This is a genomic window from Dactylosporangium sp. CA-139066 (genome assembly GCF_050936175.1).
GTDB lineage: Bacteria > Actinomycetota > Actinomycetes > Mycobacteriales > Micromonosporaceae > Dactylosporangium.
On the sequence record NZ_JBNJNH010000002.1, the window covers coordinates 321,683 to 348,644 of the forward strand.

Consider the following 26,962-nt stretch of genomic DNA (forward strand, 5'->3'; position numbering starts at 1 on the left):
CGAGGCTAGTCCGCCTCGGGCTCCGTCACGTCACCGTTGCGGTAGACCGCTGTGCCAGCCTGAGCAGCGGCAACCGCCAGGGCTGCAACAGCCGCATAGCGGGCGCCCACCAGATCGGCCAGGGCCGCGCCAGCAACCACGACCTGACAGCCGGCGAGGACCGCAGTCCAGATGCGGAAGCTCTTGCTCATGATGGGTTCCTGTCGATTCGGAGGGGGCAGGTAACGCAGGCGCGCAGTTGGCGCCTCAGGCTGTCGATCTCGACGTGCGCGGCGGCAAGCTCGGCGCGCAGCTCGGCGACCTCGCCGAGGGCTTGAGCGGCGATGGCCATTGCCTGAGCGGCTACGTCGACCTGGTTCTTGCGCCGGCTGAGCAATCGATCCGCGCCAGCCTTGAGGGCGCCCCCGGCGCCGAGGGCGCCGAGGATCTCCAGCACGTCAGCCGTGCGCATTAGCTCTCCATGCGCCGTGCGGCATCGTCGTTGACCGCCTTCGCCAGAGCGGCGAGGAACGCGGGCTCCGTCAGGACGGCTCGCAGCGCGTCAGCGTCCACGGTGACCGGCGCGGGCGCCGGCACGCTCAGCGCGTCGACCTTCGCGGCCATGTCGGCAACCTGCGCCTTGATGGCGGCAACGGCTCCCTCGACGCGCACCATGCGGCCGTTGGTGTAGCCGAGGATGACGCCCACGGTGGCCGAGCTACCGGCCTCCGGGTAGGCGTCGGCCGGCAGGGTAACGACGTCGGTCAGGTTCATGTCTTCCTCTTCCGTGACGTGTTCGACGCTCGGGGGAAGCCATGCGCCGATGTTCGACTTGAGCGAGACGTTCAGATCGAGGTCAGCCCCGGCCAACTGAACGCCGTTCCTGTACTGCTTGAAGTGCGCCTTGGCCGACGTCTTGCCGCCCGACCATGCGTAGGTCTGCCAACCCCACGCGGCGTGGTTCGGAACCATCGCCTCAATGACGCTGTACTCGCCGTAGACGCCCACGCGGCTGCGCCCGAGGACCGAGGCAGCACCATCGAGGTAATCGGCGACAGCGTTCATCTGAGCGGCCGTCGTGACGTCCTTGTCACACGAGAAGTAGATGGGCACGCTTGCCGGAGCGCCGACGGCGTTCGCCTGGCGCAGGGCCTCACGGGCGTGAGCCTGGCCGGTCGCATAACCCTTGAACATGTCGCCCGCGGCTTGCTCCCAATTCAGCACGATCGAGAAGCCCTTGGCGTGAAGACTCCGCCGTTCAGAGTCGGACAGAACCTTGCCGTTCGGGAGGTATGCGAGGTAGCGGCAGACAAACCGCTTACCCGCATTCCAGAGCTGATCGAGGTTCGGTCGGTCCCACGCGTAATCAACGCCTTCAGCCATCAGAGATCCGTTCCGGAGTTGGCGACGGCCAACCCCATATCCTCAATGACAAGGTCGATCGTCGGATTTGCGGTGCCGACGTTGAGCGAAACCGTGCCCGTACCACCGATGCGGACGCACGAGAGCATCACGGTTAGCGTGTGGCTCGTGGCCGGGTAGTACGGAACGGCAATCGCAGACGCTTCCGAGATGCTGGCCGGCTCGATGGCCGAGCCCTGCGTCAGAATCGTTGAGCTTGTCGTGGGGTTGCTGCCGTCCGTGGTGTACCGGAGGCGCCCCGCAACAACGTCGTTCGCGGTGTTGGACAGGTAGACGAGCGGGCTCGTCCAAATGCGGTACGCGCGGCCAGAGACAACGCTCGCGGCGAGGCGGATCACGCCCTGTTCGCTCGTGGTGCCAGTTGAGGCCGTCGTACGGGCGCGGCGCGCCAGGATGCCGCGGGGGCCGTCCGGAACGACGATGCGCCACGTGGTGCCGTCGTACAGCTCGAACTGCTTCGTATCGGTGCGGTAGCAGGCCATGCCGGTGACCGGCGAGGGGATCGCAGCGTTGCGCGCGGTGCTGCTGGCGAACTTCGGGATTACCTTCGTGTCCAGCGCAGTCGCCATGTTCTGCGTGATGGTCTGCATGTTCGGGATGTCGGTCAGTTCCGCATAAGGAATGGCCGAGCAAGGGGTGTTGAGCGACACGCTAAGACGTCCTCGTGTAGGTCAGGTAGAGCGTCGGCACGTAGACGCCGGAACCGGCGCCGTATGCCTTGCCGTAGTACTGAGTCGAGCTACTCGGCCCCGGGCCGAGGATGATTCCCTTGGACGTGCCGGCCTGGAACTCTGCGCACACAGAGGCGCCGAGGTCTACGGAGCGAGTGCCGCCCCGCGGCCAGCCGGCGGACTGCCACCGGTTCGGGTTCTGCGTGGAGTAGGTGTCCGGCGGGGAGCTGTAGCCGTGGGTACCGATTACCGCGGTGCCGCCCGAGTTGGCCCACCAGTGGAAGAAGGTCAGCCGGATGGCTGCGGCCACCGGCGTGCCGCCCGCCAGGTCAGCGGCGATCTTCGCCGTGTCGAAGCCGATGAGGCTCCGCTCGTTGTCCCCGGAGTACTGGCCCTGATGAGCCTCGGAGCCGTACCAGGAGTCCCACTCGTTGCCGCCGTGGTTGTTGTAGGTGCGGCTCCACGTCGCGGGGTAGATGCCCGTGTACGACGTGACCGTGCCTGCCGGTGGGGCCGCTGGCGTTGACGTAGTGGCGCTGACAGAGTCGCTTTGGGGTGAGACATTGCCCGCGCCGTCCCGAGCCCTCACAGTGAATGTGTAGGCCGTGGAAGAGGCCAATCCGGTGACCGTCACCGAGTTGGTGATGGCCGACAGCTTGTACACGCCGTTGACGAATATGTCGTACGCCGTCACCGCGATGTTGTCCGTGGAGGCGATCCACGACAACGCGACCGATGACGTGGTCACGGTGCCGACCGTGAGCGAGGTCGGGACGGTCGGGGGCTGCGAGTCGTTCGAGACCGCGGTTGCCACCGAGATGTTGCCGCTCAGGATGCCGTCGATGTGGAGCGGGATCGTGGGTGACGAGCACAGGATCACGGTGTTACCGGCCGTGAGGCCGGTGACGTGGGCCTTCTTCGGTACGAAGCGGCACCAGGTGCCGCCCTGCAAGATGACCTGACTCAGGTTCGAGTCGCTCGCCTCCGCGCCGGCCCACGTGCCGAGGTAGTAGCGCACCGTGGGGGTGTTCGCCCCGCTGTCACCCATGACGCTGCCGATGTACTGCCCGAGGGCATCAATGAGCGCGTCATCCGATGCCGCCATCAGCTACCCCCTGACGATTGGTACGTAAGCGTTCGCGTGCTTCCGCCGAAGGTGCCCCCGGGGCCGAGCGGAAGGTTGATCTTGTCGAGCAGGTGAAGTTCCGACTGACCGCTGAGGTACTTCACGAGCACGATGTCTCCGGCATCGAGCGCCGGGTTGGGCACGCACGTGAAGTCCAGCGACCGAGCCAGGCCGAGGAAGTTCGCGAGTTGGCCGATGGCCGCGGTGGTGCACATCTCCGGCGTGGTCAGCAGGTTGTTCGTGTAGCGGTAGACCACCTGACCGAACGGGGTCCGCACGTACGGGCCGTACGGCAGCGCGGAGGCCGGCCCCCAATACGTCGGTGACCGCGAGTCCGTGTCGGCAGCGAAGCCCATCGGGGGCGCGCCGTTGCCGTCCGTGGAGACGCCCTGAGCGGCCACGGCGTTGTACACGCCGGACCGGGTGACGCCACGAGCAGCGGAGACCAGTACGCCGTTTTCGCCAGCGTCCACCGTCCACACAGCCGCGGACTGCGGCGTGCTCTGCGTCAGGCTCGGAATCGCGGTGACCACGAGGTTGCCGTACACGTCGAAGTACGCCTCTGCTCCCATGCCGTTGGCCATGGTCTGCACGGCGCCCCAACGGTCCGAGTCGAAGACGCTGCCGCCCGGAAGCGTGTAGTCCTTCAGCGTCGGGTCAAACAGCACATCGCAGTCGATGACGTCGTTGACGGCCTGCTTGATGGCGAACATGGCCGAGCGGCCGGACATGTCGGCCGGCATGAGGAAGTTGGCATCCGCAACCGCCTTGGAGCGGTCGAACGCGGCCACCGTGGGCAGCGAGCCGGTTGCCTCGTCCCACTTGACTTCCTCGATTCGGAAGACGCCAAGCGGCACCTGTTCGTCCGAGCCGTCCATGTAGGTGACGCCCTGGAACAGCCGAAGCTCAGCGCCGTAAGGCGCGAGCGGCGAGTTGGCGTAGGTCGGCACAAAGTCCGGATCGCCGATGGTGATCGAGCACTGTCGGCGCGTGGCCGCGGTGCGGTCGATGGTGACCGAGCCCGACGTAACGGGCAGCGTGGCCACATAGGAGCCGTTGAACCAGACGTCAACGGTGGTCTTGACTACCTGCGATTGGCGCAGGGCCTCGGCCATGGTGTCAGAGATTGGGTACAAGAAACTCCACCTGAGGGCCTCTGGCGATCATGAGAGATCGCGGCCTACGATCGGCGCGTGGCCGAGATCCGCTGTGGAGAGGCGCCTTTAGCGCCTCTACGAAGAAGGCATAGGTCACATGGATTTGGCTCACAGCGCCCTACCGGCGCTTTTAGCGGCGTACGCGCTGACTGCCAGCATTAGAGCCGTCACGGTCTCCGCAATGGCGATCACCGCCGTCTACAGCAAACACGGAGGCCGGCGGCAGGCCGCCCTCCACGTGATGGCCCTGCTCCTGCGTCGAGAGCGGCATGCCCGCAAGGTGCAAGCAGCGAAGCAGGACGAGTAAGCGCCGAGACCGCCAGCCCGGCAAGGGTTGGCGGTCCTTCGCTCTTATGCGTCGGCTTGAGTGAACGGCCGGTTGAGCACGTCGAGCCACGACGTACGCTTGGCCAGGAGTCGGGAGCCTGTGCCGAACTGCGCGACCTTGGCCCACGAGTTGTTGCCGATCGCCACCAGGTCATCGGTTGGCGAGTCGACCTCTGTGAACGGGATCTCCCACCGTCGCTCAGGAGAGAGCGCGGAACCGGGCCAGATCTCGGCAAGGTCACCGGCCACGAAGTACATATCCGCGAAGCCCGTCAGCGCGGGCGCCTGGAATAGCAGCGGCAGGCCCATGGCGAAGAGTTCGCGCAGGTCCGCCGCTTCCGTCGCGGTATACGTGTTGAGCTTCATCATGCCTACGCGCCCCGAGCGCACGTCGGAGATGACGACCGGATTCTTGCGCCCGAGCACGGGATACGTGGCCAGGATTCGAGCCGGCCGAACGACGGCGCTCATGTCCGCCACCTCGACTTTGCGACTCAGCGTCTCCTGCGCGACGTTCTTCAACCAGTACGTCTGACCGTCCGTGACGATGGACGACGTAGCCGACGTGACCGGCGATCCTGTGTTGGGCGTCAGCGTGTAGGACACCGTGGAGTCAAGCGGCGCCTCGTAGTCGAAGAAGGCCAGGGTTGTGGCCCCGCCCGTGACCACGTTGGTGGCCGAGCGGACGGGGCTTGAGGAGCCGTCCGGATCGTTCCGGGTGAGGCTCAGCGACGTAATGCCGCTGAGCGACCCCGCGGTGATCGAGAAGCTCGCATCCGCCGTGTTGGGCGTGATGGTGAGTGTTGCTGGCATCGCGCCCCCTTACCGGCCGAGCAGCTTCCGGGCCGTGGCCTCGTTGCGCGCGTCGGCGCGCTCGTCAGCCACGGTCTCGACGTAGCCCCTGAACTCTTCGTTGCCAATCCGGACCGTCACGTACGTGACCGGCGCCGGTCGAGCGCTGCCGCTCGTGCCGACTGCGGACTGAGTGACCGCGGTCAGGTTGAGCGCCGCATCCTGTGCGATGTCGGCGCGCTCCTGGATGCCCTCGGCGAAGCCCTCAGACACGCTCTGACCGCTGTAGTAGACCCAACCCTTACCGGAGAAGGGGCCGGTCTTCGCGGGCGAGAACGGGAAGAGGTCACGGACCTTGTTGAGCCCGTTGCGAGCCGCATCAACGGCCTCGCCCATCTTGTCCTTGATGCCGTTGACGAAGCCCTGAATCAGGCTCTTGCCCGAGTTGTAGAGCTTGCCGCCGAGGTCGCCGAGAGCGTCAACCACACGGCCCGGGATGCCGGCCACGAAGGAGATCAGGCTCCCCGTGCCACCGTTCGCAGCGTCCTTGAGCTGGTTGAAGAAGCTCTTGACCTTGTCGAGCATCACCTTGAAGCCGTCGATCGAAGCCTTGATGCGCTCCACGCCGGCCTGTACCAGGCCAACGACGAAGTTCCATGCTGCGGATGCGGCCGTCTTGATGCCGTTCCATAGCGCGGACGCGCCCGAGGAGATGCCGTTCCACACGCCCGTGAGGAAGGACCACACCCGCGTGGCTGAGGCCGTGACGATGGAGACAATGAAGCTCCACGCCGCGGAGACTGCCCCGCTGATGAGGCTCCACACGAACGTTGCGGCGGCAGAGATCGCGTTCCACGCCGCGGTGAGAAAGCTCCAGATCCGTTGTGCCGCACCGATGACGTACGGGGCGATGAAGCCCCATGCCGCCTGAACGGCGCCGGAGATGGCGTTCCACGCGGTCACCAGGAAGGACCAGATCGCTCGCGCAGCGCCGATGATGTACGGCGACAGGAAGCCCCACACGGCGACGGCCACGGCCTTGATCAGCTCGAACGCCAACACGATGTTGGACCACATGAGCCGGAAGCCGGCGATGATCGGGTCAATGATCAGCGTCCGCGCGACCGCGAAGAGCGCGGTCACGACGGCCCACCCGGTGCTCACAACCGCGGCGATCAGGCCGAAGACCAGCTTGATGCCGGGGAGGAAGAAGTGGAAGACCGCAAGCGCGGCGTTGACAACCCACCGGACGGAGGCAACGATCGCGTCCCATACCGCCTTGAGCGCGCCCCACAGCCACATGGCCGCCGAGACGACGGCATCCCACACGGCCTTGAGGCCGTGCCACAGCCACATGGCGCCGGCTACGAGGCCGTTCCAGATGGCGACGAAGAACGACGCGAACGGGCCGGCGAACCATCGAGCTACGGCCAGGGCCGCGCTCTTGATGATGTTCCAGAGCCCAATCCAGAAGTTCCGGAACCACGAGCACTTGACCCACAGCAGGACGAAGACCGCGACAAGTGCGACGATGCCGACGACGATCCACGTAATCGGCGAGGCCCACAGGGAGAGGTTCCAGAGCCACTGTGCCGCGGTCGCAATCTTCGTGGCCACCGTGTGCGCGATCGTCGCTGCCCTGGAGGCGCCCTCCGCGAGAGCCTGCCCGCGGATGGCCGCGGTGAGGCCCTGCGTCACGCCGATAAGCGCGCTGACGCCCTTCACGGCGCCAGAGGCAACGCTCGTGATGCTGCCGAGGATGCGCACCATGGGGCCGGCGGCAGCCGCACCCGCGATCAGGTAGACGATCCACTTCTGCGTTTGCGGGTTGAGGCTGGCGAAGCGGCCGAGCAGGCTCCCGATGCCGCCCACGAGGCTGCCAACGGCCTTGCCTACGCCGATCAGGCCGGGTACGGCCTTGTCGAGCGCGGGGCCGGCCTTGTTGCCGATGTCGGCCATGGCCTGCGTGATCTGCGGCGCGTACTTCAGTAGGACGTTCGCAACCTTGAGGGTGAACGTCTCCTTGAAGGTCTCCCACGCGGCGCTCAGTCGGCCGGCCTGGCTCGCCATCGAGCCGCCGTAGTCCTTCTGTAGCTGGGTGATGAACGCCGGAAGAACGTCATTGGTGAGGAGCTTCCCTTGCTCGCCGAGCTTCATCAGCTCGGCCACCGGCTTGCCCGTCGCCTTGGCCATCTCAGACCACGCGGGAATGGAGGCATTCTCGGTGATCTGGTTCATCTCTTCGGCTGAGACCTTGGTCTTCAGCATCATCTGCCGCACGCCCAAGAGGGCCAGTTCGAGGCCCTGCGAAGAGGCGCCGTTCGCTGCGGCAGCATCGCCGAACGCCAGGAGGTACCGCTTGGCGTCATCGATGCTCAGGCCGAGCTGAGCGAAGCCGCGAACACCGTCGATGACAGCGCTTGTGCTGAACGGCGTAGTAGCGGCGATCTGCGCCAAGTCCTGGACCACGGCCTTGGCCTTGTCCACCGAGCCGGTCAGCTTCGTGAAGCTGATCTCCGCGCCCTGTAGGTCGCTCGCCATCGAGAACGCGGAGCGACCGACCGCGGCAGCGATGCCGACGACGGGCAGCGTGATGCCAAGCGTCATCGCCTGGCCCACCTGCTTGGCCTTGTCGCCCACTTTGGACAGTGCGGCCGTCATCCGGTTGGAGAGGCTGGATTCGGCAGCCTGCGCCGCGGTGACCGCGGCCTGTCGCACGCCGTGCAGAAGGACCGAGGTATCCCCGACCTTCAGCTCAAGATAGGCAGCGCCTGCCTTAAACGCCACGTGGCGTCATCCTTTCTAGACAGGCGCACCCATCGCGCGAACCAGTGCTTTCATGCCTCGCTGCTTCTTCGGCGCCTCAACGCCGGGGCGAGGGATCGGCTCGGGCTTCGGAACGGGGTTCTCCGACCCCTCCTTTGACCAGGCGCAGAGCATGTTGCCCGCGAGCCAGTTCGAGACCGCGAGCCGATCGGCGATCGTGGCCAAGAGGTGATTGCGCATGTCCCACTGCCGTTCCTCAGGCTTGGCCTGAGCCAGCGCAAGCGCGCTGTCGAGCGGGAGACGCTCGATGAAAGAGCCCAACATGCGCCACGTCAGGCTCTCCGAGCCGATCTCCTCAACGAGGTTCACGCCGAGGTAGCGCCTGAGGTCAAACTCGACGTCCTCGAAGTGCTGTTCGAGGAAATCGAGCAGGCTCAGGATTTTGGGACGTCGGCCCCCTGGTCCGAGGCCCACGACTCCAGCACCATGCCGAGGTCATCGGCGCGGCCACCGGAGGCCACGAAGTCCGCGTACTTGGCACCAAGCAGGGCCTGCGCGATCTTCAGCGCATCCTGCGAACGCATGGCCTCGTGAACCTCGTCCGGCCAGAAGCCAGGGGCAGGGATGACGTATTCGGTGTCGTCCGGCGCCTCGAAGTAGATGCACGAGCCGTTCTTGGCCTCGGCGTTCTGACGCAGCTCGGACAGCTTGTAACGCTTGCGGTTCGGAGAAGACATCTTGCGCAGGGTTCCTTTCAGGGGCGCGCAGGGTGAGGGCAAGAAGAAGGGCTAGGGCACCCCTGCGCGAATGCCCTAGCCCCTGAAGACCGCGCCCGGCTTGCGGACGCGGTGGTGTATCAGCTACCGGCGACGGCGATAGCCGGATCGTTGGTCTCCCAGTACATGAGGGTCGAGTTGGCCGACCCACCGAGAGCGCTCAGGGTCATGCCCCACTCAAGGGCACCCTTGGCGTTGAACTTCGGGCTCTCGACCTTGCCGACCTGGCCGCGCTCGAAGACGCAGCGCCAGACGGCGCCGGTGGCGCTGTCCAGCCACTCGAAGACGTACAGCTCAGCCGGCCGCGGGGCAGTGTTGGTCACGGTGAGCTTGGCGATCTCGGAGCCGGACGCGCCGGTCACGACGAACTCAGCGCCGTAGAACCGTTCGAGGGTGGCCTTGCTGGACTCGACGGCGCCGATCTTCAGGGTCGCCGAGCGGCCCTTGACGATCGTCCGGACGAGGCCGAGTTGCCACGTCTTGATGTCCTCGGTGTCCTCGGAGAACTCGTGCTCCACGCCGTCCTCGTTGAACGTGCCGAGCGACACGAAGGGATCGGCCCACGCGGTGAGCGCGTGCTGAGAGTGGGTCAGCGCCGGAATGGTCGTGCCGGTGGCAGCCACGACGATGATGCCGTTGTTGGCGACGCGAATCGCGTCGGGGTCGAACTGAGTGATTGCGGTCATGGATGCTCCACGGAGAGAACCCCGCTAGCCGGCGTGGCTGCGGGGTGGAAGGCGGGTTGTGTCAGACGCGCTTAGCGCGAATGCCGATCGAGACCATGGCGTGCCAGCGGTCCTCTTTCGTGACCGGATCGCGCACGAACTGCGCGCCGGTGATGACGGTCATCTCGCCGAACGCAACCGCGGCATCCGCGCGATACCTCGCGACCGCGAGCACAGCGAGGGCCTCGGCGAGCCCCTGCGACGCTGCGTCGCGCGTCGGCCCGTACGCCTCGATGTCGAGCAACGGGTAATCACTGACCGGGAAGTTGGGCTGTCCGCCGATGCGCTCGACGCGCACGAACACGCCGTCATCGGGCCGGTAGCCGTCCGGCGCCTCGACGTTGCAGAGGATGCCGGGAATCGCGAGCCGGAGGTAATCCAGAACCGCAATCTCAGCGTCGGGAAACGCGACGTACGGCGACGTCATCACGCCTCCCTGACGGCTTCGAGGGCCTTCGCCATCGTGCGGAACTTGGGGTTCTTGCCGTGCCGAGCGCCTAGCTCCTTCTGCACGGCCGCGGGGTCGCTGGAGACCACCCACACGGCCCAACGGCCTTTCTTCACCGAGAAGGACTGAGACCACGTGCCGTCGTCGCTCGGTGCCGTTGAGGCAGCGATGCCGGCCGCTTGCACGGCCTTGGCCGTGAGCCAGGCCATCGCGAGCTTGCGCGTCTCTTCGAGCACCCCCTCTTCGTCAACCTCGACGCGCGCCATCAGGTCGGCCCCAAGGGCATGACCTTGACCTCTACGTGGTGCACCCCTCGGGGACTGTTGACCACGCGGGGGCGAAACACGATCCGGAACGTCTCGCCGTTGGCCTCAACGCGGCACCGCTCATCGATCGGCGGATTGCCCGGGAGGATGAGCGTCCAGCCGGACGCGTCATCGGTGCGCGAGTCGTCCGGCGCCTCGGGCGCCACGCTCTCTTGCAGCCACCCGCGAACGGTGGTCCGGGTGGCCGTCGTCCAGCTCGACCGCATGCCCCCGTAGGGATCGGCCTCGGTGCCGGGCGTCACGATGACCACCCGGTGAGGACGGAGAAGCGGCGAAATCACAGGGGATCGCCCCCATCGCCGATGGCCGTCAAGCCGGCCAGGCTCGTTACGTCGTAGCCAAGCGGCGCGCGCACAGAGCCGGCGGTGACCTTGCCGACCGCGGCGAGGACTCGCCTACGCTCGGACTTGCTCAGCTCAAGACCGGTGACCCGATCCTGTGGCTTCTGGTAGCTGTAGGCCCCGAGCTGTTCGCCGGAGACCTCGTTCGGGTTGTCGAAGACGCGTAGCGCCACCTGGATTACCACAGACTTGACGGCCCGCGGAGGGGTAGCAGGAGCTACCCACGTCGTCCCCGTGGCTTCGTCTACAAGCTGGGAAGCCTCGTCTAGCAGGGCCTCGGCCCGGTCCTCGTCCTCAGCGTCGATGCCGCCTGGCCGAAGCTTGGCCATCTCTGCGACCGTCGCGTAAGCCATGCGATCTCCTCACCGGAGAGGCGGGGCCGAAGCCCCGCCATCTCAAGACTAACCTTCAGGGCCGAAAGAGGCGGTTGCGTTACGGCGCAACGTCCAGGTCGATCCGAACCGCGCGCTGCATGCTCTGCGCGCCGTCGATGTCGGCCAGGTCCACCGGGTCCTTGATGGGCTCGATGCCCATGAAGGTGCCAAGCACGGACCGGTCAGACAGACGGCTCGCGTCGTAGTCCTTGATCCAGCGCATGGCGTAGCCGCCGTACGAGGTGGCCGCGCCGAAGCTCGCGCCGTCCGGGATGACCGGGGCGCGGGTGATCAGCGCGAACGCGGTCGGGTGGTACGCGATGGCGACGTCCTCGTCAATCTGGTTCGAGCCCACGACGGTGAAGCCGCGCAGCCGGCCGAGGATCGCCTCACGGAGTGCCTCCGTGGTGCCGCTCTTGTCGGCCTCGGTCAGGATGGCCAGGTTGAGAAGGGCCTCCTCGACGGCCGAGCCGACGAGCAGGATTCGGCCGCCCCGCGAGACGTTCCGATCGTTCAGCAGCTTCCGCGCCCGGGTGATCTTCGCGAGCAGGTCCGAGCCGTCCGTCTTGGCGCCGAGGGCGCCCGTGACGGTGTTGGCCTGCATCTCGAAGGCAAGCCGCGCCTCGATGTACCGGGCGATGGCCTCCACCTGAGGCTGAAGCACCTGAGAGCCGAAGTTCTCGACGTCGAGCGTCATCTCTTCGTCGGACAGGTCGACCGCGTTGACCGGGTACTCACGGAGCTTGACCGGGAAGGTGCTCTCCACGAGATCCTGACCGGTGACCTGTCGGTTGCTCGACCGGAAACCGATGTCCTCAGCGGTCAGGCGAGCCGGCCGCTTGACGTTGACGGTGTCACCCTGCTTGCCCGCGAAATCGCTGTCGAAGTCGCGGTACACGAGCTGCCCGAGGGTCAGCTCCTCTTCGAGCAGACCGAGCGCGGCCTTGATGATCAGGGGCGCGTTCTTCTTGAGGTCATGTGCCATGTTGCATGTGTCCTAGTTGTTCAGAGGGTCAGAATCGGCGCCGGCCGCGAATGCGCGACGCGAGAGCCGCAGGCGACTCGTCATCGGCAGCGCCGGGGGGAACGGGGGCGACCTCGCGGACGCTCTTGTGCGGCTTGCGCGGCACCGCGGGGGTCTCGTTGGCGGGGAACTTCTCGGCCAGGGCCTTGGCGTCCGCGGTCAGCTCTTCGAGCGTCGAGCCCTTCAGCCGGTCGGCCATGTCCAGATCGAGGCCGGCCGCACGAGCGGCCGTCAGGCGCAGAAGCTCGGCCTCGGCCTTCTCGGCGCGAGCCAGCGCGGCAGCCTGCGCCGCGGTGAGCTTCTCGACGTCCGACTTCTGGGCTTCCTCAAGCTCCCGGGCCTTGGCCACGTAGGGCTCAGCCTCGCGAAGCTTGGTGCGGTAGCCGGCCGCCTCCTTGCGAGCGGCAGCGAGAGCCGCCTTCAGCTCATCCGGGGTCAGCTCCTTGTTCTCCGGCTCGCTCGCCGTTGAGGGAGTCTCGACCTCGGCCGTAGGGGTCTCTTCGTCCGCCATTTGTGACCCTCCTGGAGTCATGGAAAAGGCGCCCTCCGGGGACGCCGAGTGGGGGTTGCGCGGGAGCCCGCCAGGGGCGCCCGGTTACTGCGATTCGAGGGCCAGGCGGAAGGCGTTGACCGCCTCGGCGCCTGACTTGCCCTGGGTGCTCTGATCCCAGAGCGCGCGGTACCGCTCCGCTTCCGGCGTCATCGCGCTCTTGCGCGAGAACATCGGCTCCTGCGTGCATGCGCAGTGGTCGTGATACCGGTGATCTCTGCCCGCGGACCGAGCCGTCTTGTAGACGGCCCCGCGGCTCGCGAGCATCGCGCAGAAGTAGCACGCCTTGCCCGAGGTGACACGGTGCCAGCCAAGCGCGGCATCGTCCGCGCGTACGGACCGGTCGAGCCGGTCCCTGCCAGCGTCGAGCGCGAGCCGGCTTGCTGCGCCGGCCTGCGCCGTGAACCCGAACCGCATCGCGCGATCGAGGTCTACACCGTCGCGTACGGCCGTCTTGACCGCGGAGGGTCCTGTTACTACCAGGGCCGTCAAAAGTCGCTCAGCTTCAAGCTGAGCCAGCTCAACGAGCGGCTCTAGGCCGGTTGCCCCCTCGGCCGCGCGAAACGCGGTGTAGTACCGGCTCGTTAGCGACTCCATGCTGTGCCGTGCGTCGAGCACGATCGCCCGCGCCGAGGTGAAGTAGCGCGGGAACGACGCGTCAAGCGCCTTGGGATCGAGCATGGGCCAGACGGCTTGGATGTCCGTGATGACGGACTTCGTGAGCGCGAGTTGGCCCCGCACGTAGTCACGCGTCAGGGCCGCGCCCTCAGGCGTTACCGCCATCGGGCGCCCCGTTCGCCGGCTGTGCCGGAGTGGTAGCCAACTCCGCGCCCTGCTGGGCCAGCTTGTTGGCGAGCTGTGCCATCGGGTCGGCCTCGGCCTGCTTCTCCTTGAGCGCGCGCCACGCAATGACGTCCGCCATGGTGACGCCAGGAATCCGCTCCCACAGCGCTTCCTTGGGCACGTCGAGCATCTGCGCGAGCTTGCCGAACGCGTCCACGGTCGAAGCGAGGCTTCGGGCCTCAGCGTCGCGCCAGAGCACCACGGCCGAGGTGTCCGCGGCCTTGCCCGCGGCGATGCACACGAGCCTGAGCACCTGCGCCCACGAGACACCGAAGAGGCTCTTCCGCTCGCCCACCTTGCGGGTGAGGCCAGTCTCAGCCGCGGCGAGAGCCTCGGCACTCAGGTTGGCAATCGCCCCGAGCAAGTAGTGGGGCGGAATCTGAGCGATGGCGCTCAGGTGCTTGATGCCCGCTTCGAGGCTCGCCAGGAAGCCGGACAGGTCCGTCTGATCGAAGTTGCCGAACTTCGTCTCCGGGTCCTCGGAGAAGAACAGGCGATCGACCGCGCTCTGAAACGGCTCGATCGGCTTGCCGAAGTTGGGGTTCGGCGTGGTGCCGTCCGAGAGGAACTCGTTCGTGTCCTCCGGGATCGCGAGGCCGGTTACCCACTTCTGAATAAAGGCGCTGTAATTCTGCGCCATCAGCAGACCAAGCGTCGTCTCGTTGAGCCGGTCTTGGATCGGGATGTACGGCTCTACCTCGCCGCGGATGGGCTCGTCCTCGGAGTCCTCCCACTCGTTGCGGAAGCGCACGACCGGGCACACACCCATGCCGTGACTCTCGCGCTTGACCTCCGTGAACGCCGAAGCGTCGCGGGTGTCGCTCGTGGGGCCGTGGTAGGTGATGATCTCGGTGTCGTCGTACAGCTCGACACGGCGAACCATCTTGCCGTTGGCGTAGGCCCGGGAGAACTTCGCCGCGAAGATCGGCCACTCGTCGTCCTCACCGTCGTAGACGGCCGTCATGTTCAGGGCCGACGCAGGGCGGATGACGGGCACGGGCTCGCCCGGCAACACGATGGCATAGTGAACGCCGTAGGTCAGCGCGCCGCGGTGAACGGCGCTCTGCCGCGCCTCCATGCCGTTGGCAGTCCAGACCTCCCACGCCCACTGAGCGACGCTCTTCGAGCCGTCTTCGCCCACGTCCTCGGGGTTGCGGTAGCCCTCAAGGAAGAGGTTCTGTGCGATGACGGTCGGGATGAGCGGCAGCCAGTTGGCCACCGACTTGGCGACGATGCCCTTGTACTCCTGGCGCGCGCCCTTGGGCATGTAGGGCAGATCATGATCACCCTTGACGTACCGGCGCACGTAGTCAAGCCGGTCTTTCTCTTCAGCCCGGAAGTTGAGCAGTACGCCGAGAGCCTCGACAGACACTAGGAGAACCCTCCGGCTTTGTAGTTGCCGCGCCGACGACGGCGCTTGGTGAGTACGCCGGCCTCAATGGCCGCGCGGCGCGCGAGACGCGCGAGCACGGCGCCAGCGGCCCCATCGACCTTGCGGGGGCTCTCCCTGCCGTCCTTGGCGAAGCTGGTTCCGTACTGGTTGAGGCGCTTGCGCGCGTTGGCGAAGTGGCGCTTCAGCGTTTCGAGGTAACGCGGCTCGACCGCGCCGAGCGTGACCGTGCCCTCATCAAGGGCTGCCCGCATGGCTTCGGCGCCACGGGTGAAGTCCTGCACGCGGTTACGCATGTCGAAACCGACCGAATGCTTCGGGCCAGCCTTGACGCAGAGCACCTCGCGGAACGCTTCGGCCCATGCGTCTACATAGGACTCGAAGGGGTGGACGTCCGCGAAGAAGGCGCACACATCCCAGTGGGCGAAGGCCCACCGGACCGTACGGTCTACGTCCTCGCGGTCAACCTCCCAGTCCTTCGCCTCCGGTCCGTCTGGCTTCTCCCAGATCTTCACCGCGAAGGTGTGGCCAGACTTGATGTCGCAGCCAATCAGGACCGTGGCATCGTCCGAGAATGAGCCATCGAAGCCCAAGGCGATCAGCGCATCTTTGGGCGGTAACGGGATGTCCCGCTGACACGCCCGATCGATGTTCTGCTGCGTGGTCCACGCGTCCGCGGAGGCCGCGAGTTGGTTCAGGTAGAACCGAATCGAGTCCTCGATCGGGACGGCCGGATCGTAGAAGTCATCGAGCAGCCGCTCAAGGTCGAGCCAGGTCGAATCGCCACGGGCTACCGCGAGCGCGGCGAGCATCTCGTCTTCATCGGCGTAGTCCGTGACGGGAGGCGCCTCGATGCAGTCGTAAAGCTGCCGGTTGCGCTTGGTGCGGCCTTCCTTGGCCGCAAGCATCGCGAGGTACTCGTCTTCTGCGGCCGACATCATGCCAGGGGCATGTGCGTTGGTCGTCAGCATGCATCGCGCCGAGCCCTCACGAGACTTCGCGGCGTTTCGCTTGCAGACCTTGACTAGCTCTTTGCCGCCGTTGGTCTCGAACAGGTGGTGCGGTTCATCGATGACGGCGAACGAGATCTGATTGCCCTCAAGGCTCTTGCTGGCCGTTGTAACAGGCTCTAGCTTGCGATCGTTGTTCCTGCCCGCGTAGATGCGCGTCAGGCCAGAGTCGACGGGTATGCCATCAATCTCGGTCCGCTCGCCGATCATCGAGCGGATCATGGTGAAGGTGTTCGCCGTCTGCTTCTCGCTGACCGCGGCGATCTGTACCCATGGCTTCGGGTGCTTGATTACGCGTGGCTGGCCGTCCTTGCGCCAGCCACCGAAGCGGCACGGGCCGAGCAGCTCCACGAGGCAGAGCGCGGCCGTCATCGGCCCCTTGCCCCAACCCTTCATGCGGCGCAAGACGGCGATGTTGTAGACCCACCGTCCGCGGCTGTCGATGGCATAGAGCCACAGCACGAAGCGGACTTGCTCAGGCGTGAAGCGGAACGGCTGACCGGCGTCCGGGCCGTCAGGCTGTACTAGGTGCTTGGAACACCATGCGAGCACAGCCCAACCGAGGGTGTAGAGACCCACGTCCTCGGGCAGCCCTGAGGGGAGGTTGCCTGTTTGCACAGCAACCCCCGGTCAGTGTCCCTTGTGGTCAGGTTCGAGCGACGACAAGCGGCAGGGCGCCTGCGCGAGTGCTCACGGTGTAGGTCGCGGGCAGCGCTCCCGTGACGCTGTTCGCGGTGAGGTAGCCGCCGTTCGGGGTGGCGCCAACGGCGCCCGTGAGGCTCGGCGAGCCCGAGGCCATGCCCGTAGGACCGGTGCACGAGCGCACCGTTGCGGCCCCGCCCTGGCTCACTGCGGTGAACCAGTAGAGGCCAGGACGGGGGATCGCGATCGACACCGTGCCCTCGACGCCGTTCGGGCTCGTGGCGTCGCCCGCAACGGTCACCTCACCAAGCGGAGCGCCCGGGAGCCCGCCCGTATTGGCGCGCACACCAAGGCGAACCACGGTGCCCGCGGCACCAACCGCGGTGACCTCGCACCCGAGCTTGGTGATCACGCCAGGCTGCGAGATGTAGACCGGTACGGCGTACTCCACGCTCTGCGCCATCGCGATCGTGGCCCGCGTGCCGCCCGGCGCGATGTAGTAGCCAGCGATGAGCGGCAAGCCGGGCATCTGGCCGGCCCACCGAACGACGTTGGCGGCGTCGGATATGTCGGCGGTGAGGTTGTACCGCGCGCTGAAGCCGAACACGTCCACCGATGTGGCGGTGGCCTCGACGCGCAGCCCGTAGCGCTGCGTCTTGGTGCCGGCTGCAAGGTCAGCGTCCGACGTGGCCTGATCGGGATCGGTGCCGATCGCAGAGCCGCCGATGATCCGGACGTGAGACCCGTTGATGTGTAGGCCGTCGCGTGCGCCGGGCGTCGTGACGCTGTTGCCTGATGTGTGGACACCGACAAGGGTCACGTCGACACATCCGGGCTCCATGTAGAAGCCATCGAGCCCGTTGCGCCGAGCCTGAAGTCCGGTGACGGTGACCGCCCGAGCGTTCAGGTACATGCCGTAGTTGGCGTTGCCGTGCGTCTGGCAACCGATGACGGAGACGTGAGAAACGAGCGGCTCGGTTGGATCGTCCGGGTTGCCCGACGAGCGATGGATCGCGATCCCTGATCCGCCGTTGCCCGTCGCGAGCACGTTTGAGACCGTTAGGTTCCGAACGATTCCGTACGTCGCGGGGTCGCCGTGTCCGTCGTCGTTGAGGTCATCATTCTTGACGACCAAGCCGTTGAGGCCGTTGGCGATGAAGGCCGCGCCGTCGATGACGAAGGTATCGCCACCGGCGTAGCAGTCCATGCCGTCGCCACCGATGGCGCCGGTGAAGTAGCCGCCGATGACGCGGATGTTCTTGGTACTGCGGCGCAGCTTGACGCCATCGAGGCCCGAGCCGTTGGACACGCAGTTCGCCAGCTCTACGCCGTCGCAGTTGTCGAACTCGAAGCCGAAGACGGCCGCGTCCTTGGACTGGCAGCGCGTGAGGACCACGCGCTTGGCGGTGCCTGGCACCGCGCCGAGCCAGCCGGCCACGTAGAAGCCGCTCGACATGCCCTCGGCGTAGACGTCGGTGACGCTCGCGCCGTCGCTGTTGCCGGTGATGCGCACTGCGTTGCCGTTGGCTCCCGCGGCAGCGCCGGAAGCCTTGATGATGCGAAGCCCGTTGATCCGGGCGGCAACGCCGTCGATCACGAACACCGGGAAGTTGAAGCCTGCCGGAACGGAGACCTTCGCGGACGCGCCGAGCGCGCGAACCTCGACGTTCGCAGGAACGGTGATGGAGGCCGTTACCTTGTGTACGGCCGGCAGGAGCACTGAGCCCCGGGAGGTTGCGGCAGCGTTGATCGCTGCCTGAATGGCCGCGGTGTCGTCGGCCACGCCATCGCCAACGGCGCCGTACGGCACGTCAGCGGCGTTGATGACGAGCGAGCCCTTGGTGACGAGCCCGGAGGCGCTGACGGGCAGGCCAGGCCACGAGGATTCCTTCGCCATGCGGCGCGCTCCGTTTCAGGGGGACAGCAAACGGGGCTCCCGCGGACGTGACGGGAGCCCCGGAGGGATGGATCGGGAAGGGTTATGAGATCAGGCCGAGCGCGATCAGCTTCGCCTTGAGGTCGTTCACGAGGGCCTGAGCGGTGGCCAGGTCCGAAGCATTGGCCGGCGTACCGATCGGACGCACGACCGGGGTCGCGCCGAAGAAGCCGAGCTTCTGCGTCGCCGAGGTGCCCACCTTCGTGCCGGTCGTGGTGCCGGCCACGACGTTGCCGCCCTCGGCCATCGTGACGACGCTGAATGTCGGCTCAGCGACGGTGCCGGCGATGCTGTCCAGCGTCACGGCCGTGGCGCCCGCGGTGATGACGCAGGTACGGACCTGCGGGACGGCCTCGTACTCCGTGACCTTGTAGTGCGTGCCCGCGGGGGTGACGCTCTCGTTGGTCTTCAGGCCGATCGACCAAAGGCCGGTCTTGCTGGCGTACGTGGTGTAGCTCGCCAGGACCGTGCCGGCCGCGGAATCACCCGGCTCCAGCGCGGTGCCGGTGACCAGCTCGACCGTGACCTTCGCGTTGGGGTCGGTCGAGCCGGTGAGAAGTCGTTCGTCGTAACGCAATATTTGCGCCTTTCACTGCGAAATTTACCATAAATGCTGTCCACGCCTACTAGAAGCCCTCAGATACACTGCCCGGCATGGACGACGACCCACCTCAACGACATGTTGCCTATAAACTCGACCTGGCTACGGCCGAGATCGAACTCTTTCACTATGCTGAATCGGTTGTGCAGTTTGTCAGCACCGCGGTCGCAAGCGGCGTCGCCGGAAATGCCGCGTACGCGGCAATAAAATCTACGCTGTTTACGATACGACGTGGCCTCAGTACACGGAGGGAGCGCCAACTTCTAGAGCATCTCGCGATACTCGCCGTGCGTGCCGAAGTTGGGCGAAATATTGAACTTCGTGTTGTGGAGATGTTCCGCTATCCGAACGGATATCAGGTCTCGCTGGCGGACGCACGGAGGTCGTACTGGGTAAGAATCCCTTACGGAGACTCTCTAAACATAGAGGTGGGCGTTGTTCTTCGTAACGTCGAGTCCCGCAGAAAGCGCCAGAAGTCGACATAGCGCTAACCGCCTACCGCCTTGCGGTAGTCATTCAGAATTGCGACGTCTTCCGGCAGCTCGCCATCGTCAGCCGAAGGCTTTTCGCGATCGATCTTGATCCGGCCCCTAAGCCGGTCAAGATGCGTCGCGCCAAGGAGCGACTCGTTGAGCCGAATCTCGGCTAGCAACTTCGCCGCTTCCTTGGTGTAGGAGGCCATGCCCTCGAAGTTGCACTCATCGGCCGCAACGTCGGCCGCATCGGTCAGCCGGTGGAATGCGTCGACAACCGGCGCCAGCGCCACGAGGCGCGACCAATCCGTTTCACAGAACGTCGCTGCCATCGGCGAGCGCGTCCATCGGTCCCACCAATGGCGCGTCTGTGCGTGGCGCTGTCGGTACCTCGGCAGCGTCGGCGCCTTCACCTCACCATCGGCGGTGAGGGTTTCGAGCGGCTTCTCAAGGTCGCTCACGAAGTTGCCGTGCTTGCCGCCCTCTTTCGGGGCGAAGCCGTTTCCGGCCATCAGAGCCCCTTTCGAGCTTTACCAGCGGCTGAGGAATGGGTGAACCCTGGCGTAGGCCAGGGCGCAGGAAACCGCATCGGCCCACGAACGGTGGAGGCAGAGTTCGCGGCCGGCGTAGCTCACGAGCCAGAGTCGCGAGACCTTGCAGCGGCCGACGTGGTACTTCATGCTCGGCCTCCGGGCCTCGTTGCGACGGCCCGTAGACAGGGCCAGGGCGCCCGACAGGCGCCGGAGAACCCCTCGGAGGGGTTGCAGGATTTTGCACGCTTCAGCGCAAGGGCTCAGGGCCGCTCGACGGCCCGTGAGCAGGGCATCGGCTCGTGCATGGCCGCCCTCAACCCGCGATCTTGGGAAATCCCAGAGTCGGTGTCAGCGGCTCTTGCTATGACGTAGCGGTCTCCATGGCCAGGGGAAGGGGTACTCCCCCACCCCCATGCACAGCCAGAGGCTTAGCCGGTCAGACCAGGATGCGTGTAATGTGAGCGCTCTGCACTTCGCAAAGATTTTTGTTTCTTTGCTTGTCCCCCTTCAGAGCCCGACTTCTTATCGTGGTGATAAGAGCACAAGGCTTGAAGGTTATTCATCGAGTGGTCATCACCCGGTGTTATGTGGTCCACATCAGTAGCATGTGCAAGGCACTTCGTACCATGCACCGTTATCCACTGACACTCTCGCTTATCCCGCTTGAGTACAGCTCTACGAAGTGCAGGCCAGTTACTTGGCAGGCGTTCTCTTCGAGTACTGCCCGCATACCCCGCCATATAAGGGCCTCCGTATGAGGCCCTGTATCAAGGCCCTTTGTAGTAGGCCCTGTTAGGGGTGCGGATACAGGGGGTATCAGCAGAGGGGGCCAACGAGAAGGGCGCCCCTTTGAAGGGGGCGCCCGTTAAGAGGGGGCCTCGGCCCCCGAAGTATTAAGGGCCTCCAAAAGTAGGAGGCCCTCTCGCCTCGGCTCGATCAGAACTAGAAGGCGCCCTTCAGGCGCCGTTACTAGGAGAGCCGTAAGGCGACTCTTAAGAGGGCCTCTTTGGGAGGCCCGATAAGAAGTATTAAGAGCAAGCGCTTTGTAGCGCTTGTGATGGTTGATCGCTCGCTTCGCTCGCTCTATGCACTAGTAATTAGTGGTCTCTGGCGAGATCCGAGACAGCTTGTGACGCAGTTCACATGCTGAGAGCTCTCGAACCGGACAGGCGGGCGCAGGAGGGCATAGAAAGAGGGGCGCCGAGAGGCGCCCCTTGAAGCTTCCTAGTCATCACCCCCCGGTAGCGCCGGGTTGATCGAGCCGGATTCCGGCTCGGGTGATGGGTCATGCGGACCTACTGGAGGCCCCCGAAATGTGATTGATACGCGAAATCCTACTGTGAACGCCTTAGCTTCCGTTTCAATGGTGTACTCGTGTCCGGATGCATTCTCCGTGAGGCCCAGTGCAAACCGGTACGTGAGTATCACTACTGAAATGAGAGAAACCGCGGCGATCAACGCCACGATAACCCCCATACGGACTCCTAATTAGCGCGGGAACGATGTTCTCACGCCAGCCCCTTTCTCCGTCAGCTTCTTGGTTAACTTCTGGGACGTACTATCGTCGTATAGGGGACTGCCAGAACTGACGCTAAGAAACCGCGCCGAGACTCCTACGACGTAGGAGCGTCGGGCGCCGCCTGGGGCCTGAACGTCGGGGTTTGGTGCGTCGCCTGGAGAATCAAATCGCGTTTCACCGCGACCCTTCTCCTCCGTGGAACATTTCCGATATGGCCCTGTCCACGCGGGCGACAGTCCCTACACGCGAACGATCGTACCCTATTCCGCAATGCTTGACCCTGGCGCCTTCCGCCAGGCGTACACTGCGCGACCATGGCAGAACGCAGCGTTGAGACCGTGCGGGAAGGGACCCTGAAGCTAGCTCAGCGGCGGGTTGAGAGGCTCCTCGCCGAGGGCTTCACGCTTCAGGGCCAGATCGAGCGGCAGAAGACGTGGGCCGGCGAGCGTTACGTTGCGACCATGATCAAGGTTCCGGCTGCGGCCAACGGCTCGCCCCATGACATGGCGTTCTTACTCGGGCGCATCCTGACTATCGCCGAGGACGAGAGCCGGTCGGCTGAGGATCGCCTGGCACGCATCAGGGCGCTCATCACAGAGAGCCGGTAGAGCGTGGGCCGCACAAAAGAAAGAGGGGCGGCCGTCTCGCGGCGCGCCCCGAAGCCTTCTAGCCATCACCTCCCGGAGGCAACACGGGTGGTGAGCCGTTTGCCGGCTCAGGCGATGGGTCCTGCGGACTCTCCTGAGAGCCCCCGAATACGATTCGAATCTTTCCGCCTGCTTTTAGCGCCGTAGCTTCCGCTTCGAACGTAAGACTCTGCCTGCTTCGTGATCTATTTAGGCTCGACACGAGAACCATGGCACCGAGTATTACGCCGAGAAAGAGAACCGCGGCGTACGCCACGATCTCTCTCATGCGGTTGGCTACCTAGCGCGCGAATGATGTTTGCACGCTAGACCCTCCTTCCTGCGAAAAACATTCCCCACACTGACGGCCTTTAGTTTATTTCGATCACCCTTTTTAGTTGATCGCCCTACAGGAGCTTCAAATAGATAAAGCCGGAGGGGTTCAGCCCCTGCGACATACCCGAGCCGTTGATGCGTTCCCTGCTGCCCAAGCGTCTCGCCGGCGGCAACTACATGGGCACGCGAGCGACAACGGCAGTGTACCAGCGCCCGGCACCTAGTTCTCACGCTCAAGGTTTGTCTTGACAGCATCCGGCATGAAGGTTAGTCTTGACAGCATGAGCACGCCGTGGGGAACTGAGCCGGAGCACGCCGTTGAGGCGATCCTCGAACTGACGCGCCGGCACGGCCACGCGCCCAACGCCAACATGCTCTTGATGAGTACCAAGCTTCCCAAGGGCGTGCTGCACGGCAACGCCCTTGACGCCGCGGAGCGCGTGGGCCTCGTGCACCGCGTCACGAAGTTTCCTGATGGCCGCTCGGCAGCGTTCGGCGGATGCCGTGACGCCTACGTGGTTTCGACTCCAGCACAGACCAAGAAGGTGCTCCGCATGAACGACATTCGCGAGATCCTCGCCGAGGTGCTTCCCAAGGCCGCGCACAAGAAGATCCCCGAGCTTGCTGAGCGGCTCGCCGAGCTGTACCCGGACAGCATCGAGGTCGTGGACATCGAGGGCGCCCGCGTGGCGGTCGAGACGGTGGAGGCGTACGGCCTTGAGATCGAGGTTGACGCGCTCGGCCGCGCCTCGGCGGTGTACTTCCCCAACGGCGCGAGCGTGGCCGCGTGAAGCAGTTCGTACACCTGCACGTCCATACGGATTACTCGATGCTCGACGGAGCGGCCCGACTTGGGCCGCTCTTTGCTGAGGTCAACCGTCTCGGACAGCCGGCCATCGCCATCACGGACCACGGCAACATGTTCGGGGCCTACGAGTTCCACAAGCAGGCGCTCGCGGCCGGCGTGAAGCCGATCCTCGGCATGGAGGCTTACCTCACGCCGAACACGCCGCGCCAGGACCGGACGCGCGTCCGCTGGAACGACGGGGGCGAGGACGACGTCTCGGGCGGGGGCGCCTACACCCACATGACCCTCCTGGCCGAGAACGCCGAGGGTCTGCGCAACCTGTTCCGGCTCCAGTCGCTCGCGAGCCTTGAAGGTACCTACTACAAGCCGCGCGCCGACCGGGAGCTTCTCCAGCGCTGCGCCAAGGGCCTCATCGCGACCACCGGCTGTCTCGGTGGCGAGGTACAGACCTGGCTGCGCATCGGCAATATCGAGCGCGCCCGGCAGAGCGCCGGGGAGTTCCGTGACATCTTCGGCCGGGGGAACTTCTTCCTTGAGGTCATGGACCACGGCATTGCGAAGGAACGGGCGATCCGGGGTGCCCTGCTGGACATCGGCCGGTACGTCGGCATCGAGCCCGTGGCCACGAACGACAGCCACTATGTCACCGCGGCCGACGCTGGCACGCATGCTGCCCTGTTGTGCGTTCAGTCCGGCTCGACCCTCGATGAGCCGAAGTTCTCCTTCGACGGCGCCGGCTACCACATCAAGAGCGCTGAGGAGATGCGCGCGTACTGGGACATCGAGCTTCCCGGAGCGTGCGACGCCACGCTGTCCATCACGGAGCGCGTGGGCGACTACAGCAGCGTTTTCGCGGCCCGTAACCTCATGCCTAGGGTTGAGGTACCCCCGGGCCACAATGAGGACTCCTGGCTTGAGCACGAGGTGCGGAAAGGGCTCCTACGGCGCAACCTCGGGGGCGCCGAGGTGCACGCTCGGGCGCGGTTCGAGCTGGACACGATCGCGCGCATGGGCTTCCCCGGCTACTTCCTCGTGGTGGCGGACATCGTGGGCCACGCGAAGAGCAAGGGCATTCGGGTAGGCCCGGGGCGCGGCTCGGCCGCGGGCAGCCTCGTGGCGTACGCCCTCGGCATCACCGACCTCGACCCGATGGCACACGGCCTGATGTTCGAGCGCTTCCTCAACCCGGACCGGGTGAGCCCACCAGACATCGACCTCGACTTTGACGAGCGTCACCGCGGCTACATGATCGAGTACGCGACGCAGCGCTACGGCGCTGAGTACGTGGCGCAGATCGCGACCTTCGGCACGATCAAGAGCCGCGCGGCCGTCAAGGATGCTGCGCGCGTTCTTGGCAAGCCGTACATGCTCGGTGAGCGGATCGTGGCTGGCCTGCCGCCCGTCATCATGGGCAAGGACACTCCGCTTGCCAAGGTGATAAGCGACAGTCCCAAGCGCGAGGCCGTGGCCACGCGAGCCGCGTACGCGGCCGATCCCGAGGTGCGGGCAGTCATCGACACGGCGCTTGGCCTTGAAGGGCTTAAGCGCTCGGTCGGTGTGCACGCGGCCGGCGTGATCCTGTCGCGCGAGCCGCTCCTTGACGTGCTGCCGATCTGGCAGCGCCCCGCGGACGGCGCCATCGTGACCTCGTGGGACATGACGGCCTGCGAGTCGATCGGGCTCCTGAAGATGGACTTCCTCGGCCTGCGCAACCTGACGGTGATCGAGGATGCCCTAGCGTCGATCCGTGCCAACCGCGGCATCGAGCTGGAGCTTGAGACGCTGCCGCTTACCGACCGGAAGACGTACGCGATGCTCGCCCGCGGCGAGACGCTCGGGGTGTTCCAGCTCGACTCCCCCGGCATCACCGGGCTACTCACCTCCATGGTGCCGACGTGCTTCGAGGACATATCGGCAGTTCTGGCACTCTACCGCCCCGGACCGATGGGCGTCGGAGCGCACACGGACTATGCGCACCGGAAGAACGGGCGCCAGGAAATCACGCCGATCCACCCTGAGCTTGAGGAGCCCCTAGCCGACATCCTGAGCGAGACGTACGGCCTCATCGTCTACCAAGAGCAGGTCATGGCCATTGCTCAGCGAGTCGCCGGTTACACGCTCGCGCAAGCGGACCTGCTACGGCGCGCCATGGGCAAGAAGAAGAAGGAGGTTCTCGATGCTGAATATCCGGGCTTTGAGGCCGGCATGCGCGAGAACGGTTACTCCTACGAAGCGACATCGGCCCTGTGGGAAGTCCTCGTGCCCTTCTCGGAGTACGCCTTCAACAAGGCGCACACGGCCGGCTACGGCCTCGTGTCCTACTGGACTGCGTACCTCAAGGCGAACTACCCCGCGGAGTACATGGCGGCGCTGCTGACCTCGGTTGGCGACGACCGGGAGAAGCTCACGGCGTACCTGAGCGCAACGGAGGCCATGGGCATCAAGGTGATGAGCCCGGACGTCAACGAGTCGGGGCTCTCCTTCACGCCGGTTGGCCGGTCGATCCGCTTCGGCCTGGCCGCGATCCGCAACGTTGGCGCCGGAGTCGTTGAGGCCATCATGGCAGCGCGACAAGATCGAAAATTCTCGAGTTTTTTCGACTTCCTTCGACGTGTGCCACCCGCGGTCCTCAACAAGAAGACCGTCGAGTCCCTCATCAAGGCTGGTGCGTTCGATTCGCTCGGGCAACCCCGCAAGGGCCTCGCAGACATGGCGAGCGATGCCATCGATCAGGTCTTGCCGCGCAAGCGCGCGGAGGAGTCGGGTCAGTTCGACCTGTTGGCCGAGCGCCTCGGCGCGGGCGCTAGCGCACACGCCCGGCCCGATCCTGAGGCGCCGGGCGACGAGTGGAGCCGGCCCGACCTCATGCAGCACGAAGAGGAGATGCTCGGGCTCTGCGTCAGCGACCCCCCAAACTTCCCGGCGTACACAGTGGACGTACCGGCGGAAGCCTGCACGCCCACCATGCTGGCCAGGCTACACGGGGTACTAGCGATGCACCCTGGAGCCGCGGACGTGCGTCTACGGCTCGTGCAGGGCGCCAGGAGCACGCTTCTAGCCGTACCCCTGGCCGTCGAGCCGTCGCCAGTCCTGTCAGCAGCGCTGAAGGTTTGTCTTGACAGCCCTCGGGCGTGAAGGTTAGTCTTGAAAGTGTTCAGCCGCTCAACCGACCGGAGGCCCAAGATGAGCGCCATCACCAACACCGAGACCCTCCCGGTCGGCCTTCGCGTCAAGGCCGTCGACTACCGCGGCATCGAGGTTGAGGGCACCATCACCGAGCGGTCATGGTTCTTCGAGCACCTGAACTTCTACGTTGTGCGCGAGGATGCCAACGGGCGCCCGTACTGGGACATTCCCGAGCACCACATCTACCCGTGCCGCGATCAGATCAGGGCGGCATCCTGAGCCGCGCGAGGAGGCGCCGCGAGGCGCCCCGCCCGG

At 65.6% G+C, this 26,962-nt stretch carries 29 protein-coding genes; 6 read left to right on the top strand and 23 right to left on the bottom strand.

Annotated features, from left to right (window positions below; translation table 11 throughout):
• Window positions 1–5: 5 nt before the first annotated feature.
• From ACQEVU_RS45995 to ACQEVU_RS46020, 6 genes are read right to left on the bottom strand one after another with little or no spacing between them, the layout of a single operon-like run.
• The gene (locus tag ACQEVU_RS45995; RefSeq protein WP_433335960.1) at window positions 6–191 is read right to left on the bottom strand and encodes a hypothetical protein; all 186 of its coding nucleotides are present in this window, start codon (window positions 189–191) and stop codon (window positions 6–8) included.
• Window positions 188–451 (bottom strand): hypothetical protein, encoded by a 264-nt coding sequence (locus ACQEVU_RS46000; protein WP_433335962.1) that lies wholly within the window; start codon window positions 449–451, stop codon window positions 188–190. Before ACQEVU_RS46000 ends, ACQEVU_RS45995 begins: the two co-directional genes overlap by 4 nt.
• Window positions 451–1,362, bottom strand: a complete 912-nt coding sequence (locus tag ACQEVU_RS46005) for a DUF1906 domain-containing protein (RefSeq protein WP_433335964.1) — start codon at window positions 1,360–1,362, stop codon at window positions 451–453. The genes ACQEVU_RS46000 and ACQEVU_RS46005 overlap by 1 nt, the downstream gene beginning before the upstream one ends.
• Window positions 1,362–2,051, bottom strand: coding sequence for a hypothetical protein (locus ACQEVU_RS46010; protein WP_433335966.1), 690 nt, complete (start codon window positions 2,049–2,051; stop codon window positions 1,362–1,364). The genes ACQEVU_RS46005 and ACQEVU_RS46010 overlap by 1 nt, the downstream gene beginning before the upstream one ends.
• A 1-nt stretch (window position 2,052) precedes the next feature.
• Entirely contained in the window at window positions 2,053–3,177 is a 1,125-nt protein-coding gene (locus tag ACQEVU_RS46015; RefSeq protein ID WP_433335968.1) for a fibronectin type III domain-containing protein, read from the bottom strand.
• Window positions 3,177–4,313 (bottom strand): DUF5047 domain-containing protein, encoded by a 1,137-nt coding sequence (locus ACQEVU_RS46020; RefSeq protein ID WP_433335970.1) that lies wholly within the window; start codon window positions 4,311–4,313, stop codon window positions 3,177–3,179. The genes ACQEVU_RS46015 and ACQEVU_RS46020 overlap by 1 nt, the downstream gene beginning before the upstream one ends.
• 223 nt (window positions 4,314–4,536) lie before the next feature.
• Here ACQEVU_RS46020 and ACQEVU_RS46025 point away from each other — a divergent pair, with 223 nt between their 5' ends.
• Entirely contained in the window at window positions 4,537–4,662 is a 126-nt protein-coding gene (locus ACQEVU_RS46025; RefSeq protein WP_433335972.1) for a hypothetical protein, read from the top strand.
• A 44-nt stretch (window positions 4,663–4,706) separates the two neighbouring features.
• On the opposite strand, the gene ACQEVU_RS46030 is transcribed toward ACQEVU_RS46025, so the two are convergent.
• The 16 genes from ACQEVU_RS46030 to ACQEVU_RS46105 form a co-directional block, all read right to left on the bottom strand.
• Entirely contained in the window at window positions 4,707–5,495 is a 789-nt protein-coding gene (locus ACQEVU_RS46030) for a hypothetical protein (protein ID WP_433335974.1), read from the bottom strand.
• Window positions 5,496–5,504: 9 nt separating this feature from the next.
• Window positions 5,505–8,261, bottom strand: coding sequence for a tape measure protein (locus tag ACQEVU_RS46035; RefSeq protein ID WP_433335976.1), 2,757 nt, complete (start codon window positions 8,259–8,261; stop codon window positions 5,505–5,507).
• Window positions 8,262–8,276: 15 nt separating this feature from the next.
• Window positions 8,277–8,714 carry a hypothetical protein gene (locus ACQEVU_RS46040; protein WP_433335978.1) on the bottom strand — a complete coding sequence of 146 codons (438 nt, stop codon included), beginning with the start codon at window positions 8,712–8,714 and terminating at the stop codon, window positions 8,277–8,279.
• Window positions 8,675–8,977, bottom strand: a complete 303-nt coding sequence (locus tag ACQEVU_RS46045; protein WP_433335980.1) for a hypothetical protein — start codon at window positions 8,975–8,977, stop codon at window positions 8,675–8,677. Before ACQEVU_RS46045 ends, ACQEVU_RS46040 begins: the two co-directional genes overlap by 40 nt.
• A gap of 119 nt (window positions 8,978–9,096) precedes the next feature.
• Window positions 9,097–9,702 carry a hypothetical protein gene (locus tag ACQEVU_RS46050; protein WP_433335982.1) on the bottom strand — a complete coding sequence of 202 codons (606 nt, stop codon included), beginning with the start codon at window positions 9,700–9,702 and terminating at the stop codon, window positions 9,097–9,099.
• 61 nt (window positions 9,703–9,763) lie between these two features.
• On the bottom strand, window positions 9,764–10,168 hold the full coding sequence (locus tag ACQEVU_RS46055; protein WP_433335984.1) for a hypothetical protein: 405 nt from the start codon (window positions 10,166–10,168) through the stop codon (window positions 9,764–9,766).
• The gene (locus ACQEVU_RS46060; protein ID WP_433335986.1) at window positions 10,168–10,455 is read right to left on the bottom strand and encodes a hypothetical protein; all 288 of its coding nucleotides are present in this window, start codon (window positions 10,453–10,455) and stop codon (window positions 10,168–10,170) included. The genes ACQEVU_RS46055 and ACQEVU_RS46060 overlap by 1 nt, the downstream gene beginning before the upstream one ends.
• Window positions 10,455–10,766: a hypothetical protein gene (locus tag ACQEVU_RS46065; RefSeq protein WP_433335988.1), complete on the bottom strand. Its 312-nt coding sequence runs from the start codon at window positions 10,764–10,766 to the stop codon at window positions 10,455–10,457. The genes ACQEVU_RS46060 and ACQEVU_RS46065 overlap by 1 nt, the downstream gene beginning before the upstream one ends.
• 26 nt (window positions 10,767–10,792) lie before the next feature.
• Entirely contained in the window at window positions 10,793–11,209 is a 417-nt protein-coding gene (locus ACQEVU_RS46070) for a hypothetical protein (RefSeq protein ID WP_433335990.1), read from the bottom strand.
• Between the two features lie 79 nt (window positions 11,210–11,288).
• On the bottom strand, window positions 11,289–12,215 hold the full coding sequence (locus ACQEVU_RS46075) for a P22 phage major capsid protein family protein (protein ID WP_433335992.1): 927 nt from the start codon (window positions 12,213–12,215) through the stop codon (window positions 11,289–11,291).
• 28 nt (window positions 12,216–12,243) lie between these two features.
• A complete protein-coding gene (locus ACQEVU_RS46080; RefSeq protein ID WP_433335994.1) occupies window positions 12,244–12,765 on the bottom strand; it encodes a hypothetical protein in 522 nt (173 codons plus the stop codon).
• Window positions 12,766–12,849: 84 nt separating this feature from the next.
• Window positions 12,850–13,587: a hypothetical protein gene (locus ACQEVU_RS46085; RefSeq protein WP_433335996.1), complete on the bottom strand. Its 738-nt coding sequence runs from the start codon at window positions 13,585–13,587 to the stop codon at window positions 12,850–12,852.
• Window positions 13,571–15,019, bottom strand: coding sequence for a phage portal protein (locus tag ACQEVU_RS46090; RefSeq protein WP_433335998.1), 1,449 nt, complete (start codon window positions 15,017–15,019; stop codon window positions 13,571–13,573). The genes ACQEVU_RS46085 and ACQEVU_RS46090 overlap by 17 nt, the downstream gene beginning before the upstream one ends.
• Window positions 15,019–16,626, bottom strand: a complete 1,608-nt coding sequence (locus ACQEVU_RS46095) for a terminase (RefSeq protein ID WP_433336000.1) — start codon at window positions 16,624–16,626, stop codon at window positions 15,019–15,021. Before ACQEVU_RS46095 ends, ACQEVU_RS46090 begins: the two co-directional genes overlap by 1 nt.
• A 67-nt stretch (window positions 16,627–16,693) precedes the next feature.
• Entirely contained in the window at window positions 16,694–18,586 is a 1,893-nt protein-coding gene (locus ACQEVU_RS46100; RefSeq protein ID WP_433336002.1) for a right-handed parallel beta-helix repeat-containing protein, read from the bottom strand.
• A gap of 82 nt (window positions 18,587–18,668) precedes the next feature.
• Entirely contained in the window at window positions 18,669–19,202 is a 534-nt protein-coding gene (locus tag ACQEVU_RS46105) for a hypothetical protein (RefSeq protein WP_433336004.1), read from the bottom strand.
• Between the two features lie 77 nt (window positions 19,203–19,279).
• On the opposite strand from ACQEVU_RS46105, the gene ACQEVU_RS46110 reads away from it, so the two are divergent.
• Window positions 19,280–19,711 (top strand): hypothetical protein, encoded by a 432-nt coding sequence (locus tag ACQEVU_RS46110; RefSeq protein WP_433336006.1) that lies wholly within the window; start codon window positions 19,280–19,282, stop codon window positions 19,709–19,711.
• A gap of 2 nt (window positions 19,712–19,713) precedes the next feature.
• On the opposite strand, the gene ACQEVU_RS46115 is transcribed toward ACQEVU_RS46110, so the two are convergent.
• Window positions 19,714–20,211, bottom strand: a complete 498-nt coding sequence (locus ACQEVU_RS46115; protein ID WP_433336008.1) for a hypothetical protein — start codon at window positions 20,209–20,211, stop codon at window positions 19,714–19,716.
• A 1,854-nt stretch (window positions 20,212–22,065) separates the two neighbouring features.
• On the opposite strand from ACQEVU_RS46115, the gene ACQEVU_RS46120 reads away from it, so the two are divergent.
• The 4 genes from ACQEVU_RS46120 to ACQEVU_RS46135 all read left to right on the top strand — a co-directional run bounded on the left by ACQEVU_RS46120 (window position 22,066) and on the right by ACQEVU_RS46135 (window position 26,926).
• Window positions 22,066–22,359 carry a hypothetical protein gene (locus ACQEVU_RS46120; protein WP_433336010.1) on the top strand — a complete coding sequence of 98 codons (294 nt, stop codon included), beginning with the start codon at window positions 22,066–22,068 and terminating at the stop codon, window positions 22,357–22,359.
• Between the two features lie 599 nt (window positions 22,360–22,958).
• Window positions 22,959–23,504 (top strand): hypothetical protein, encoded by a 546-nt coding sequence (locus ACQEVU_RS46125; RefSeq protein WP_433336012.1) that lies wholly within the window; start codon window positions 22,959–22,961, stop codon window positions 23,502–23,504.
• Window positions 23,501–26,656 carry a DNA polymerase III subunit alpha gene (dnaE, locus tag ACQEVU_RS46130; RefSeq protein WP_433336014.1) on the top strand — a complete coding sequence of 1,052 codons (3,156 nt, stop codon included), beginning with the start codon at window positions 23,501–23,503 and terminating at the stop codon, window positions 26,654–26,656. Before ACQEVU_RS46125 ends, dnaE begins: the two co-directional genes overlap by 4 nt.
• 48 nt (window positions 26,657–26,704) lie before the next feature.
• On the top strand, window positions 26,705–26,926 hold the full coding sequence (locus tag ACQEVU_RS46135; RefSeq protein WP_433336016.1) for a hypothetical protein: 222 nt from the start codon (window positions 26,705–26,707) through the stop codon (window positions 26,924–26,926).
• Window positions 26,927–26,962 lie beyond the last annotated feature (36 nt).

What these genes read in the sequence shown, in the direction of transcription:
- ACQEVU_RS45995 (WP_433335960.1), bottom strand. Translation starts at nt 191, where the DNA reads ATGAGCAAGAGCTTCCGCATCTGGACTGCGGTCCTCGCCGGCTGTCAG.
- ACQEVU_RS46000 (WP_433335962.1), bottom strand. Translation starts at nt 451, where the DNA reads ATGCGCACGGCTGACGTGCTGGAGATCCTCGGCGCCCTCGGCGCCGGG.
- ACQEVU_RS46005 (WP_433335964.1), bottom strand. Translation starts at nt 1,362, where the DNA reads ATGGCTGAAGGCGTTGATTACGCGTGGGACCGACCGAACCTCGATCAG.
- ACQEVU_RS46015 (WP_433335968.1), bottom strand. Translation starts at nt 3,177, where the DNA reads ATGGCGGCATCGGATGACGCGCTCATTGATGCCCTCGGGCAGTACATC.
- ACQEVU_RS46020 (WP_433335970.1), bottom strand. Translation starts at nt 4,313, where the DNA reads ATGGCCGAGGCCCTGCGCCAATCGCAGGTAGTCAAGACCACCGTTGAC.
- ACQEVU_RS46025 (WP_433335972.1), top strand. Translation starts at nt 4,537, where the DNA reads ATGGCGATCACCGCCGTCTACAGCAAACACGGAGGCCGGCGGCAGGCC.
- ACQEVU_RS46030 (WP_433335974.1), bottom strand. Translation starts at nt 5,495, where the DNA reads ATGCCAGCAACACTCACCATCACGCCCAACACGGCGGATGCGAGCTTC.
- ACQEVU_RS46045 (WP_433335980.1), bottom strand. Translation starts at nt 8,977, where the DNA reads ATGTCTTCTCCGAACCGCAAGCGTTACAAGCTGTCCGAGCTGCGTCAG.
- ACQEVU_RS46050 (WP_433335982.1), bottom strand. Translation starts at nt 9,702, where the DNA reads ATGACCGCAATCACTCAGTTCGACCCCGACGCGATTCGCGTCGCCAAC.
- ACQEVU_RS46055 (WP_433335984.1), bottom strand. Translation starts at nt 10,168, where the DNA reads ATGACGTCGCCGTACGTCGCGTTTCCCGACGCTGAGATTGCGGTTCTG.
- ACQEVU_RS46060 (WP_433335986.1), bottom strand. Translation starts at nt 10,455, where the DNA reads ATGGCGCGCGTCGAGGTTGACGAAGAGGGGGTGCTCGAAGAGACGCGC.
- ACQEVU_RS46070 (WP_433335990.1), bottom strand. Translation starts at nt 11,209, where the DNA reads ATGGCTTACGCGACGGTCGCAGAGATGGCCAAGCTTCGGCCAGGCGGC.
- ACQEVU_RS46075 (WP_433335992.1), bottom strand. Translation starts at nt 12,215, where the DNA reads ATGGCACATGACCTCAAGAAGAACGCGCCCCTGATCATCAAGGCCGCG.
- ACQEVU_RS46080 (WP_433335994.1), bottom strand. Translation starts at nt 12,765, where the DNA reads ATGGCGGACGAAGAGACCCCTACGGCCGAGGTCGAGACTCCCTCAACG.
- ACQEVU_RS46085 (WP_433335996.1), bottom strand. Translation starts at nt 13,587, where the DNA reads ATGGCGGTAACGCCTGAGGGCGCGGCCCTGACGCGTGACTACGTGCGG.
- ACQEVU_RS46100 (WP_433336002.1), bottom strand. Translation starts at nt 18,586, where the DNA reads ATGGCGAAGGAATCCTCGTGGCCTGGCCTGCCCGTCAGCGCCTCCGGG.
- ACQEVU_RS46110 (WP_433336006.1), top strand. Translation starts at nt 19,280, where the DNA reads ATGGACGACGACCCACCTCAACGACATGTTGCCTATAAACTCGACCTG.
- ACQEVU_RS46115 (WP_433336008.1), bottom strand. Translation starts at nt 20,211, where the DNA reads ATGGCCGGAAACGGCTTCGCCCCGAAAGAGGGCGGCAAGCACGGCAAC.
- ACQEVU_RS46120 (WP_433336010.1), top strand. Translation starts at nt 22,066, where the DNA reads ATGGCAGAACGCAGCGTTGAGACCGTGCGGGAAGGGACCCTGAAGCTA.
- ACQEVU_RS46135 (WP_433336016.1), top strand. Translation starts at nt 26,705, where the DNA reads ATGAGCGCCATCACCAACACCGAGACCCTCCCGGTCGGCCTTCGCGTC.